This is a genomic window from Pseudonocardia sp. Ae331_Ps2, from assembly GCF_001932405.1.
In the GTDB taxonomy this organism is placed as follows: domain Bacteria; phylum Actinomycetota; class Actinomycetes; order Mycobacteriales; family Pseudonocardiaceae; genus Pseudonocardia.
The window spans coordinates 4,178,469-4,191,582 of record NZ_MCIM01000001.1; the positions used below are offsets into that span (position 1 = coordinate 4,178,469).

The following is a 13,114-nucleotide window of genomic DNA, read 5'->3' on the forward strand; positions in this document are numbered from 1 at the left end:
GTCAGGAGCTCTGGACCGCCTCCAGCGCCCGGATCTTGTTCGTCGCGTCCAGCGCGGCGACCTTGTAGGCCTCCGACAGCGTCGGGTAGTTCAGGACGGTGTCGACGAGGTAGTCCACCGTCCCGCCGCAGCCCATGATGGCCTGCCCGATGTGCACGAGGTCGGTGGCGTTGGTGCCGAACACGTGCACCCCGAGCAGCCGGTGGTCCTCGGGCGACACCAGCAGCTTGAGCATGCCGTAGGAGTCGCCGACGATCGCGCCGCGGGCCAGCTCGCGGTAGCGGGACAGCCCGGTCTCGTACGGGATCGCCGCCGCGGTCAGCTCGGCCTCGGTCCGCCCGCAGAACGAGATCTCCGGGATCGTGTAGATGCCGATCGGCTGCAGCTCGTGCAGCTCGCGGACCGGCTCGTCGAACAGGTGGTAGGCCGCCAGGCGGCCCTGGTCCATGCTCGTCGACGCCAGCGCCGGGAACCCGATCACGTCGCCGACCGCCGCGATGTGCTCGACCGAGGTCCGGTACTGCTTGTCGACCTCGATGCGACCCCGGTCGTCGGCCTGGATGCCCGCGGCGTCCAGGCCCAGCTCCTCGGTCATGCCCTGGCGGCCCGCCGAGTACATGACCATGTCGGCCGGGATCTTCTTGCCGCTGGCCAGGCTGGTCACCGTGCCGCGGCCGTTCACCTCGACCGAGGACACCTCCTCGCCGAACCGGAAGGTGACCGCCGAGTCCCGCAGGTGGAACTTCAGCGACTCCACGACCTCCGGGTCGCAGAAGCCGAGCATCGAGTCCCGCTTCTCCACCACGGTCACCCGGGTGCCGAGCGCGGCGAACATCGAGGCGTACTCGATGCCGATGACCCCCGCCCCGACGACGACCATCGAGCCCGGCACCCGGCCGAGCTGCAGCACCTGGTCGGAGTCGACGACCCGCTCGCCGTCGAACGCGACGGTGTCCGGCCGGGCCGGGCGGGTCCCGGTCGCGACCACGAAGTGCGAGGCGGTGACCTGGTTGTGGTCACCCCGCCCCGACCCCTCGACGACGACGGTGTGCGGGTCGGTGAAGCGCGCCGTCCCGGTCAGGATGTCGACGTGGTTGCGCAGCAGCTGGTTGCGGACGATCTCGGTCTCCCGGCCGATCACGTGCCGGGTGCGGGCCAGCAGGTCGTCGATGGTGATCTCGGACTTGACCCGGTAGCTGGCGCCGTACATCTCGCGCTGGCTGAACCCGGACAGGTACAGCACCGCCTCGCGCAGCGTCTTCGACGGGATGGTGCCGGTGTTGACGCAGACGCCACCCATCATGTGGCCGCGGTCGGCGATCGCCACCCGCTTCCCCAGCTTCGCCGCGGCGATCGCGGCCTTCTGCCCGCCGGGACCGGAGCCGATCACCAGCAGGTCGTAGTCGTGGGCGGGTGACTCGTCGGCACTCACCCGCACAGCGTGGTGGTCGGGGTGCCGCGCGGCAACCGTGCGGGTGTGAACAGCGTGTCACGGCCGGTAGGAGCGTCTCCGCTCGTCGGCGAGGAAGTGCGCGGTCTCCCGGGTGGCGGTGTAGAGCGAGCGGTAGTGCGGGTGGAAGCGGTCGTACACCTCGCGGGCCGCCGGGTCCGGCTCGATCGTGCGGGCGACGGGGTTCCAGTCGCGCAGCCGGGGTTCGGCCCCGGTCGCCACGGCGGCCAGCCAGGCGTCGCCGAGAGCGGCGCCCACGGTCTGCTCCGGTACGTCCTGCGGGACCCCGGTCACGTCGGTGACGATCCGGGTCCACAGGCCGCCCTGCACCCCGCCGCCGACGGCGACCAGGCGCTTCGTGCCGCCGCCCGCGGACCGCATGACCTCCAGGTTGTGCCGCACGCCGTGCGCGATGCCCTCCAGCGCGGCCCGGTACACCTCGCCGCGGGTGTGCCCGGTGGTCAGCCCGGCGACCACCCCGCGGGCGTCCGGGTCGAACAGCGGTGTCCGCTCCCCGGCGAAGTAGGGGAGCAGCAGCAGCCCGCCGCTGCCCGGCGGTGCCTCGGCGGCCTCGGCGACCAGTCCGGCGAACCCCTCCCCGGTGAGATCGCGCAGCCAGTTCGTGATCGCCCCGGAGGTCGCCATCCCGGCGGCCAGGGTGAACGACCCCGGTTCGACGCCGCGGGTCGTCCACATCGCCGGGTGCGGGTGCGGACGGTCGATGACCTCGATGAGGAACATCGTCGTCCCGTACATGACCATCACCTCCCCGGCGCCGGTGACGCCGGCGCTGGTGGCCTCGGCCCACGCGTCGACGGTGCCGGCGGTGACCGGCAGCCCCTCCGGCAGACCGGTCGCGGCGGCCGCCGCCGCGGTCACCCGCCCGGCGACCTCGGTCGGCCACAGCAGCCGGGGCAGCGTGATGCCCGGGGCGGTGCGCTCGGCCCAGTCGGGCGCCCAGTCCGCGGCGGTCAGGTCGTACATCGGGTCGCACTGGCTGGCCGAGTGGTGGTCGAGCACGTACTCGCCGGTGAGCCGGTGCACCAGGTACGACGAGCACATCAGGAACATCTCGGTGCGCGCGAACACCTCCGGTTCGTGCCGGGCCAGCCACCGCCACTTCGGCCCCACCGCCTGCGACGAGAGCGGTGTCCCGGCCCGGGCCAGGATCGCGTCGACGCCCAGCTCCGCGTTCAGCTCGTCGATCTCGGCGCCGGCGCGGGTGTCGACGCCGTAGAGGATGGCCGGGCGCAGCGGGCGGCCGTCGCCGTCGGCGGGGAGCAGGGTCGGCCCGATCCCCGACACCCCCAGCCCGGCGAGCTCGGTGCCGTCGTCGAGGGCGGGCAGCAGCTCCCGCACGATCGCGACGAAGTCGCCCCACCAGACGGCTTCGGCGTCGTGCTCGACGTGGCCGGGCACCGGTTGCGCGGTGTCGTGTGCCCGGTCGGTCCGGGCCAGCACCCGGCCGCCGGCGTCGACGAGGACGCCCTTCGAACCCGACGTGCCGATGTCGACGCCCAGATACACGCGCATGGGACGTTCCTACCTCCCCCGGCCCGTGGTGCACACCGTGCGGGTGCAGAACGTTCGTGCAGGTCGACCTGCCGACCGCCGCGCCGCCCCGAACCATCCACGACACCCCCTCAGGAAGGGGTGTGACGCCCGGCTGTCCACAGCCGGGCGGGTGACGGTGTTCCGCACGCCCTGGCCCGGGCCGACCGTGGTGCCATGACCGCCTGCCCCCAGCCCGAACCCGCCCCGTCGCCGCCCGGGACGGCGGACCCGCCCGACCCCGGTCCACCGGAGCCGTTCGGCCCGCCGCCCCGGCTGGAGAGCCCCGCCGAGCTGATCGCCGCGATCCCGGTGCTGCTCGGGTTCCACCCCCGGGACTCGCTGGTCCTCGTCTCGCTCACCGGCTCGCGTCACGGGGGCGGGGTCGGGCTCACCGTGCGGGTCGACCTCCCGCGCTCGTCGGCCTCGACACGCCGGGTGTGCCAGGAGGCGGTCGGGGTGCTCGTCGGTGAACGGCCGGCCCGGGCACTGGCACTGGTCGTGCGCGACCCGGGCCCGGGCGGGCCGAGCCCGCGCCGGAGCCGCCGGGACATGGGGTCCGCCGCGCGGCGGGCGCTGCTCGACGCCGGGATCGAGCCCGTCGCGGTGCTCTGGGCGACGGGCACCGGGGCGGGGGACCGCTGGGGCTGTTTCGACCAGCCCTGCACCTGCGGCGGCATCCTGCCCGACCCGGCGTCGACCGCCCTGGGGGTCACGGCCGCGGTCCGCGACGGCCGGGCCGTCCTGCCCGACCGCGCTGCGGTGCTCGCCCCGCTCGACGGCGACGCCGGCGCCCGCCGCCGCCGGGCCCGGCTGCGCGACACCGGCGCCGCGCCCGCCAGGGTCTCCGCCGCGGTCGGCACCGCGCTGCTCGACGCCTGCCTGGACGAGGCCGCCGCGAGCCGGCTCGTCGTCGACGACCGGCTGGCGCTGGCCCTGTGCGGCGCCCTCGACGTCGGTGACGTGCGCGACGAGGCGCTGCGCCGCTGCCTGGGCGGCCGCGCGGCGGACGCCGAACAGCTGTGGGCAGTACTGGCCGCGGCCCTGCCGTCACCGCAGCGGGCGCACCCGCTGGCGCTGCTCGCGGTGTGCGCCCTGCTGCGCGGTGACGGCGCGCTCGCGACCGGGGCGGTGCAGCGGGCGCTGGCCGAGCGGCCCGACCACGTGCTCGCCGGGGTGGTGGCGAGCAGCCTGCACGGCACGCGTGACCCGCGCTCACCCGCCGCGCGGTGGGCGGGCCCGCGCGGACTGCGGCGGCTGCTCACCGCGATGCTCGACCCGGACGCGACCGACGACCCGGCCGCCCGGTGAGCCCGTCGGTCGAGGCGGCGGGCCGCTGCTCGGCCGGCCGGCACCCCGGTCGACCGACACCCCGCCGACCGGCACCCCGGCCGGGACACCGACGGCGGTCCGGGTCACCGGGACCGGGCGAACTCCCAGGCGTCGGCGACGATCTCGGCGATCGCGGTGCGCGACGGCTTCCAGCCCAGCTGCTGCGCGGCCTGCTCGCTCGAGGCCACCAGCACCGCCGGGTCCCCGGCCCGGCGCGGCGCGACGACGGCCGGGATCGGGTGCCCGGTCACCGTGCGGCAGGCCTGCACGACCTCGAGCACGGAGAACCCCTGACCGCTGCCGAGGTTGTAGATGTCGTGCCGGCCCGCGACGGCGTGGGTCAGCGCGAGCAGGTGGGCCTCGGCGAGGTCGTCGACGTGGATGTAGTCGCGCACGCAGGAGCCGTCGGGGGTGGGCCAGTCGTCGCCGTAGACCGAGATCGACTCCCGGGTGCCCGCGGCGACCTGCAGGACCAGTGGGATCAGATGCGTCTCGACCGCGTGCCGCTCCCCGAGCGGGGTGTCACCGGACAGGTGCGCCCCGGCCACGTTGAAGTACCGCAGGCTCGTCGCGGCCAGGCCGTGCGCCCGCGCATAGGAGGTGATCATGTGGTCGATCGCGAGCTTGCTCGCCCCGTAGGGGTTGGTCGGCCGGGTCGGCGCGGTCTCCGGGATCGGGACCTGCTCCGGCTCGCCGTAGGTGGCCGCGGTGGAGGAGAACACCAGCCGCGGCACCGCGTGCTCCCGAACGGCCTCCAGCAGCCGGAACGAGGCCACGACGTTGCCGTCCCAGTACTTCTCGGGCTGCTCGACGGACTCCCCGACCAGCGAGCGGGCGGCGTAGTGCAGCACGCCGTCGAACCCGCCGCGGCCCAGGACCTCCCCGGCGCGGGCGCCGAGCTCACCCTCGACGAACTCCGCCCCCGCGGGCACGGCGTCGCGGTGGCCGGTGGACAGGTCGTCGAGCACGACGACCTCGTGGCCGGCGTCGAGCAGGTGCGCGGCGCACACGCTGCCCACGTAACCCGCGCCGCCGGTGACGAGCAACTTCACGTGTCCGGATCCTCCTCAGATCGCGCGGCCGAGCACGGCGTGCGCGACCGGCGGAGCGACGGTCGACTTCTCGTCGTCCGAGCTCACCGGCACCGGGTCGCCGAAGCGGGAGATCGGGCCCACCTCGACCGCGTTGCCGGGCACGATCCCCGCGAGCTTCAGCTCGCCCATGAGGTCGGAGTCCAGCTGCACGTGCTCGGCGATCCGCCGGATCTCCACGCGACCGCCGCCGCGGCGGGCCAGCTCGTCGAGCCGCTGCAGGCCGACCTCGAGGGTGGTCGGCACCGACGACGACGCCGAGGTGTCGTCACCGCGCTCCAGCTCCTCCAGACCCGGGATCGGGTTGCCGTAGGGCGAGACGGTCGGCTTGTCGAGCAGGTGCAGCAGCTTGCGCTCGACGTCCTCGCTCATCACGTGCTCCCAGCGGCACGCCTCGGCGTGGACGAGCTCCCACTCGAGCCCGATCACGTCGATCAGCAGCCGCTCGGCGAGCCGGTGCTTGCGCATGACGGCGACGGCGCGGCCGCGACCCTCGTCGGTCAGCTCGAGGTGGCGGTCCCCGGCCACGACGACGAGTCCGTCGCGTTCCATGCGGGCCACCGTCTGGCTGACGGTCGGCCCGCTCTGTCCGAGGCGTTCGGCGATCCGCGCGCGCAGCGGGACGACGCCTTCCTCCTCGAGTTCGTAGATGGTGCGGAGGTACATCTCCGTGGTGTCGATGAGGTCGTTCACATGGGGCCCCTTCGTTCGACGTCCAGTCTACCCAGCGCGGCTCCCGCGCATGGCGAGCCCGTCCGGGGCAGGATGGGGCGCGTGTCCGGATCCATGATCCCCCCTTCGGAACTCGCCGGCCTGCTGGGGCCCGCCCCGGCCGCCGACACCGCGCGACCGGTGGTGCTGGACGTCCGGTGGCGTCTGGTCGGCCCGCCCGGCCGCGCGGACCACGAGGCGCACCGGATCCCCGGAGCGGTGTTCGTCGACCTCGACACCGAGCTGTCCGCCGGCCCCGCGCGCCCGGGGCCCGGCGGGCGCCACCCGCTGCCCGACACCGGTGCGCTGCAGGAGGTCCTGCGCCGGGCCGGGGTCCGTGACGACACCGGCGACCAGCTCGTCGTCGCCTACGACGACCTCGACGGCTCGGTCGCCGCCCGCGCCTGGTGGCTGCTGCGCTGGGCCGGCGTCGCGCCCGGCCGGGTCCGGGTGCTCGACGGCGGGTTCGCCGGCTGGCAGGCCGCACGCCTGCCCGTCGCGGGGAGCGCCCCGGGTGCCGGGGCGCCGGAGCCGGAGCCCCTGCCGCCCGGCGACCTGGTGGTCCGGCCGGGCGGGATGCCCGTCGTCGACGCCGACGGGGCCGCCGCGCTGGCCCGCGACGGGGTGCTCCTCGACGCCCGCGCCGCCGCCCGCTTCCGCGGCGAGACCGAGCCGGTCGACCCGCGTGCCGGGCACGTCCCGGGTGCCCGCAACACCCCGGCCGCGGCGAACACCGGCCCGGACGGGCGCTGGCACCGCGCCGACGCGCTGGCCGAGCGCTTCCGCGCCGCCGGCGTCGCACCGGGCGTCGCGACCGGCGCCTACTGCGGGTCCGGTGTCAACGCCTGCGCCCTGGTGCTCGCGCTGGAGGAGTCCGGCCTCACCACGCCGGACACCCCGGCCGCGCTGTACCCCGGGTCGTGGTCGGAGTGGAGCGCCGACCCGGACCGCCCGGCCGAGATCGGGGACCGGCCGTGGGCCGCGCGGGAGTGACCGCGCCCGCCGGCCTGGCATACGGTTCCGGCCCATGAGCGCTCGCACGTCGGTGGTGTGGACTCCGGAGTTCCTGACCTACCAGCTGTCCGAGGACCACCCCCTCAACCCGGTGCGGCTGGAGCTGATGATGGAGCTCTCCCGCGGGCTGGGCGTGCTCGACGGCGTCGACCTGGTCGTCCCGGAGCCCGCGGGCGAGGTGGACCTGACCCGAGTGCACACCCCCGGCTTCCAGACGGCGGTCAAGTCAGCCCCCGAGTCGCCGTTCGGTGTCGGCCACGGGCTGGGCACCGCCGACAACCCGATCTTCTTCGGCATGCACGAGGCGTCCGCGCTGATCGCGGGCGGCTCGGTCGCCGCCGCCCGGGAGATCGCCGAGGGCCGCGCGGACCGCGCGGTGAACATGGCGGGCGGGCTGCACCACGCGATGCGCGACCGCGCCGCGGGCTTCTGCGTCTACAACGACTGCTCGGTCGCGATCGCCTGGCTGCTGGAGCAGGGCTACGAGCGGATCGCCTACGTCGACGTCGACGTCCACCACGGCGACGGCGTGCAGGACTGCTTCTACGACGACCCCCGGGTGCTGACGATCTCGATGCACCAGCATCCGCTCACCCTGTGGCCGGGCACCGGCTGGGCGGGGGAGACCGGCCGCGGTGCCGGCGAGGGGTACGCTGTCAACGTCTCGCTGCCCCCCGGCACCGGCGACGCGGGCTGGCTGCGGGCCTTCCACGGCGTCGTGCCGTCGCTGCTGGAGTCCTTCCGCCCGCAGGTGCTGGTCACCGAGTGCGGCGCGGACACCCACTCCGAGGACCCGCTGGCGAACCTGGAGCTGTCGGTCGACGGTCACCGGGCGATCTACCACGCGCTGCGCGAGATGGCCGAGACCACCGCGGGCGGCAAGTGGCTGGTCCTCGGCGGCGGCGGGTACGCGCTCTACCGGGTGGTCCCGCGCTCCTGGACGCACCTGATGGCGGTGGCGCTGGACCGCGACCTGGACCCGGACACCTCGATCCCCGCGGACTGGACGGCGCTCGCCGCGACCCGGACCCGGTCGCCGCTGCCGGTGTCGATGTCCGACGGCGCCGACCCGGCGTTCGAGCGGTGGGGCGGCTCGTTCGGCGAGCGCGTCGACTCCGCGATCCTGGAGACCCGTCGTGCGGTGTTCCCGCTGCACGGCCTCGACCCCGACGACCCGCGGGACTGAGACCGACCATGACCGAGACGACCGACGAGACCCCGGCCACCACCCCCGAGCACCCCTACCCGCGGCACTGGGAGGCCGACGTCGTCGCCTCCGACGGCGGGATCGTGCACCTGCGCCCCATCCTGCCCAGCGACGCCGACGCGCTGCTCGACTTCCACTCCAAGCTGTCCGACCGCACCCGCTACCTGCGCTACTTCGGCCCGTACCCGCGGATCTCGGCGCGGGACCTCGAGCGGTTCACCGTCGTCGACCACCGGACCCGGGTCGCGTTCCTGGCGCTGCTCGGCGACGAGATCATCGCCGTCGGCCGCTACGAGGGGCTGACCCCCGGCGGGGGAGCCGCCGCGCAGGACGGGGCCGGCACCGACAAGCCGGTCACCTCCGCGGAGGTGGCGTTCGTCGTCCGTGACGACCACCAGTCCCGCGGGCTCGGCTCGATCCTGCTCGAACACCTCGCCGCCGCCGCCCGGGAGAACGGGCTGTCCCGGTTCGAGGCCGAGGTGCTGGTGGAGAACCACGCCATGGTGCGGGTGTTCCGCGAGGCCGGCTACGGCGTCACGCGGGCCTTCGCCGAGGGCGTGCTGCACCTCGAGTTCGACATCGACCCGACCGAGAAGTCGATCGCGGTCCGCTACGCGCGCGAGCAGGCCGCCGAGGCCCGCAGCGTCGCGAACCTGCTGCACCCGACCTCGGTCGCGGTGATCGGCGCGTCCGCGGACGAGACCAAGATCGGGCACGCCGTCCTGCTGAACCTGCTGCGCGCCGGGTTCACCGGCCCGGTGTACCCGGTCAACCCCGACGCCCGCTCGGTGCGGGGCGTGCGTGCCTACCCGTCGGTGATCGACATCCCGGACGAGGTGGATCTCGCGGTCGTCGCCGTCCCGGCCGCGAACATCGACGAGGTCATGGATTCCTGCCTGGCCAAGGGCGTGAAGGTGCTGGTCGTGATCAGCTCCGGCTTCGCCGACGCCGGTGACGCCGGCGGCACCGTCGCCGAGCGTCGTCTGGTGGCCGAGGCGCGGGCGCACGGGATGCGGGTGGTCGGGCCGAACGCGCTCGGCGTCGCCAACCCCGACCCGGCGGTGCGGCTCAACGCCACCCTCGCGCCGCGGATGCCCGGTCACGGGCGCACCGGGTTCTTCTGCCAGTCCGGCGCGCTCGGCAGCGCCATCCTCGCCAACGCCCGCACCCGCGGGCTGGGGCTGTCGTCGTTCGTGTCGGCGGGCAACCGCGCCGACGTGTCGGGCAACGACCTGATGCAGTACTGGCAGACCGACCCGAACACCGAGCAGGTGCTGCTGTACCTGGAGACCTTCGGCAACCCGCGCAAGTTCGCCCGGGTCGCCCGCAGGCTCGCCCGCACCAAGCCGGTCATCGCGGTGAAGTCCGGCCGGCACACCGGGACGTTGCCGTCGCTCGCCTCGGTCGCGGCGCCGATCGACGAGTCCAGCGTGCAGGCGCTGTTCGAGCAGGCCGGCGTCATCCGCGTGCAGACCCTGCCGCAGATGTTCGACACCGCCCTGCTCATCGCCCACCAGCCGCTGCCGAAGGGCCGCCGGGTCGCCGTCGTCGGCAACTCCACCGCGGTCAACCTGCTGGTCCTCGACGGGCTGCTCGACGAGGGACTGGAGCTGGCGGGGGACCCGGTCGACGTCGGGACCCAGGCCTCGCCGGAGGCGTTCGCCGGCGCGGTCCGCGCGACCCTGGACGGCGACGTCCGCCCGGACGCACTCATCGCGGTGTTCGTCCCGCCGGTCGCGGTGGCGGGCCGGGACCACGCGCGCGCCCTGCGTGACGCGGCGGCCGGCGCCGGGGTCCCGGTCGTCGCGGTGTTCCTGGCCGCGGAGGGCATCCCGGCCGAGCTGTCGGTCCCCGGGACCGACGGCACCCCCGGCCGCGGGTCGGTGCCGAGCTTCGCCAGTCCCGAGCGGGCGACGTCGGCGCTGGGCCGGGTCAGCCGCTACGCGCAGTGGCGCGACACCGCCGTCGGGGAGTTCGTCGTGCCCGAGGGCATCGACGCCGACCGGGCGCGCGACCTCGTGGCGTCGTTCGGGCCGGACGTCACGCACCCCCTCACCGACGACGAGGCGGTCGACCTGCTCGCCTGCTACGGCCTGGAGGTGATCACCTTCCGCCGGGCGAAGGGCGCCGACGACGCCGTCGCCGCCGCCGGGGAGCTCGGCTACCCGGTCGTCATCAAGTCGACCGCGGACCAGTGGCGTCACCGCGGTGACTTCGTCGGGGTGCGCCTGGACCTGGTCTCGGAGGAGGCGCTGCGCGCCGCGCACGCGGAGCTGTCACGGGTCACCGGCTCCGACGAGGTCTACGTCCAGCGGATGGCGCCGAAGGGCACCTCGTGCACGGTGGAGGTCGTCGACGACCCGTCGTTCGGGTCGCTGGTCGCGTTCGGGCTGTCCGGGATGGCGACCGAGCTGCTCGACGACCGTGCCTACCGCGTCCTGCCGGTCTCGACCGAGGACGCGGCCCGGCTGGTGCGGGCCCCGCGGGCGGCGCCGCTGCTCACCGGCTACCGCGGCACCGACCCGGTCGACCTCGCCGCGCTGGAGGACGTCGTGCTGCGGATCGGACGGCTCGTCGAGGACCTGCCGCAGGTCCGCTCGCTCGCACTCGACCCGGTACTGGCCTCGCCGCAGGGCGCGTTCGTGGCCGGCGCACGGGTGACGATCGGCCCGGTGCCCGACCGCCGCGACGCGGGCCCCCGCCGCCTGCGCTGACGCTGCCTGCGCGCCCGCGCGGACGCCGAGCCGCGGCCCCGGGGAGGCCGCAGCCCCGGGGACGCCGTGCCGGGGACCCCCGCGCCACGGAGACCCCCGCGCCACGGAGACCCCCGCGCCACGGAGAACGCCGCGCCGCCGACCGTGCCGCGCCGCCAACCGCGCCAGATGACGCCGCCGCACCCCGCGACCGCGCGCGGCACCCCACGCGAGGGGTGCCACACGACGTCCCGGGGTGCGACGGCGCGGTGCCCACGGCGCGGTGCCCACGGCGCGGTGCCCACGGCGCGGTGGCACGCCCGGTGCCGGAGCGCCCCGGCGGAGCACGCCAGGGCAGCGTCGGGCTCAGGTGCGGAAGGTGACCTGCAGCGTCGGTGCGCTGGTGTCGGCGAAGAAGTCGTTGCCCTTGTCGTCCATCACGACGAACGCCGGGAAGTCCTCGACCTCGATCTTCCAGACCGCCTCCATGCCGAGCTCCGGGTACTCGAGCACGTCGACCTTGCGGATGCAGTCCTGCGCCAGGCGGGCGGCCGGGCCGCCGATGGAGCCCAGGTAGAAGCCACCGTTCGCGGCGCAGGAGTCCACGACCTGCTTCGACCGGTTCCCCTTCGCCAGCATCACCAGGGACCCACCGGCCTCCTGGAACTGCTTCACGTAGGAGTCCATCCGCCCGGCCGTCGTCGGTCCGAACGAGCCGGACGCGTAGCCCTCGGGGGTCTTGGCCGGCCCGGCGTAGTAGACGGCGTGGTCACGCAGGTACTGCGGCATCGGCTCGCCCGCGTCGAGCCGCTCGGCGATCTTGGCGTGCGCGATGTCGCGGGCGACGACCAGCGGCCCGGTCAGCGACAGCCGGGTCCGCACCGGCAGCTGCGAGAGCTGGGCGCGGATCTCGTCCATCGGCCGGTTCAGGTCGATGCGCACGACCTCGTCGGACAGGTCGCCGTCGGTGGTCTCGGGCAGGTACTGCGCCGGGTCGCGCTCCAGCTGCTCCAGGTACACCCCGGACGGGGTGATCTTGGCCTTGGCCTGGCGGTCCGCCGAGCAGGACACCGCGACGCCGACCGGCAGCGAGGCGCCGTGCCGGGGCAGCCGGATGACGCGCACGTCGTGGCAGAAGTACTTGCCGCCGAACTGGGCGCCGATCCCGAAGTTGCGGGTCAGCTCCAGGACCTGCTGCTCCAGGTCGGTGTCGCGGATGGCGTGCCCGAGCGGCGAGCCCTCGGTCGGCAGGGTGTCCAGGTAGCGGGCCGAGGCGAGCTTGGCGACCTTGAGGTTGAACTCCGCCGACATCCCGCCGACGACGATCGCCAGGTGGTACGGCGGGCAGGCCGCGGTGCCGAGGCTGCGCAGCTTCTCGTCCAGGAACGCGGCGAGCCGCTTGGGGTTCAGCAGCGCCTTCGTCTCCTGGTAGAGGAAGGTCTTGTTGGCCGAGCCGCCACCCTTGGCCATGACCAGGAACTCGTAGTACGGGTCCCGGCCCGGCTTGGCGTACAGCTCGACCTGCGCGGGCAGGTTGGTGCCGGTGTTCTTCTCGTCCCAGAAGCTGATCGGCGCCATCTGGCTGTAGCGCAGGTTCAGCTCCTGGTAGGCCTCGAAGACCCCGCGCGACACCGCGGCCTCGTCGTCGCCGCCGGTCAGCACGGTCTCGGTCTTCTTGCCGACGACGATCGCGGTGCCGGTGTCCTGGCACATCGGCAGCACCCCGCCCGCGGACACGCAGGCGTTGCGCAGCAGGTCGGTGGCGACGAACCGGTCGTTGCCGGAGGCCTCGGGGTCGTCGATGATGGCGCGCAGCTGCTTCAGGTGCGAGGGTCGCAGCAGGTGCTGGATGTCGGAGACGGCCGCGCGGACGAGACCGGTGATCGTCTCCGGCGGGACCTCGAGGAAGGTGCGGCCCGCGGCCTCGGTCACGGTTCCCGCGGGCAGGTCGAGCTCGCGGTACTCGGTGTCGTCCGGGCCGAGCGGGAGCACATCGGTGTGGTGGAACTCGGGCATGGCGGGGACGCTACCGGCCGTCGCCGGGCGGGCACCGCAGGTGGAGACG

9 protein-coding genes are annotated in these 13,114 nt (G+C 74.6%); 4 read left to right on the top strand and 5 right to left on the bottom strand.

What is annotated here, in order from left to right; all coding sequences use genetic code 11:
• Position 1: 1 nt before the first annotated feature.
• Entirely contained in the window at positions 2-1,432 is a 1,431-nt protein-coding gene (gene sthA, locus Ae331Ps2_RS20030) for a Si-specific NAD(P)(+) transhydrogenase (protein ID WP_139318761.1), read from the bottom strand.
• Positions 1,433-1,489: 57 nt separating this feature from the next.
• Entirely contained in the window at positions 1,490-2,983 is a 1,494-nt protein-coding gene (locus Ae331Ps2_RS20035) for an FGGY-family carbohydrate kinase (RefSeq protein ID WP_075307119.1), read from the bottom strand.
• Between the two features lie 195 nt (positions 2,984-3,178).
• On the opposite strand from Ae331Ps2_RS20035, the gene Ae331Ps2_RS20040 reads away from it, so the two are divergent.
• The gene (locus Ae331Ps2_RS20040) at positions 3,179-4,312 is read left to right on the top strand and encodes a DUF4192 domain-containing protein (RefSeq protein WP_075307117.1); all 1,134 of its coding nucleotides are present in this window, start codon (positions 3,179-3,181) and stop codon (positions 4,310-4,312) included.
• A gap of 104 nt (positions 4,313-4,416) precedes the next feature.
• Here Ae331Ps2_RS20040 and galE read toward each other — a convergent pair whose 3' ends face one another.
• On the bottom strand, positions 4,417-5,385 hold the full coding sequence (gene galE, locus Ae331Ps2_RS20045; RefSeq protein ID WP_020623755.1) for a UDP-glucose 4-epimerase GalE: 969 nt from the start codon (positions 5,383-5,385) through the stop codon (positions 4,417-4,419).
• A gap of 15 nt (positions 5,386-5,400) precedes the next feature.
• A complete protein-coding gene (locus tag Ae331Ps2_RS20050) occupies positions 5,401-6,117 on the bottom strand; it encodes a metal-dependent transcriptional regulator (RefSeq protein WP_075307115.1) in 717 nt (238 codons plus the stop codon).
• Positions 6,118-6,210: 93 nt separating this feature from the next.
• Between Ae331Ps2_RS20050 and Ae331Ps2_RS20055 the strand changes: the two genes are divergently transcribed.
• The 3 genes from Ae331Ps2_RS20055 to Ae331Ps2_RS20065 are packed head-to-tail and all read left to right on the top strand — an operon-like array spanning position 6,211 to position 11,070.
• A complete protein-coding gene (locus tag Ae331Ps2_RS20055) occupies positions 6,211-7,128 on the top strand; it encodes a sulfurtransferase (RefSeq protein ID WP_083695801.1) in 918 nt (305 codons plus the stop codon).
• Between the two features lie 34 nt (positions 7,129-7,162).
• Positions 7,163-8,335: an acetoin utilization protein AcuC gene (locus Ae331Ps2_RS20060; protein ID WP_075307113.1), complete on the top strand. Its 1,173-nt coding sequence runs from the start codon at positions 7,163-7,165 to the stop codon at positions 8,333-8,335.
• Between the two features lie 8 nt (positions 8,336-8,343).
• Entirely contained in the window at positions 8,344-11,070 is a 2,727-nt protein-coding gene (locus Ae331Ps2_RS20065; protein WP_075307111.1) for a bifunctional GNAT family N-acetyltransferase/acetate--CoA ligase family protein, read from the top strand.
• 345 nt (positions 11,071-11,415) lie between these two features.
• Here the strand turns inward: Ae331Ps2_RS20065 and Ae331Ps2_RS20070 are convergent, their stop codons facing one another.
• Entirely contained in the window at positions 11,416-13,065 is a 1,650-nt protein-coding gene (locus Ae331Ps2_RS20070; protein ID WP_020624347.1) for a fumarate hydratase, read from the bottom strand.
• Positions 13,066-13,114 lie beyond the last annotated feature (49 nt).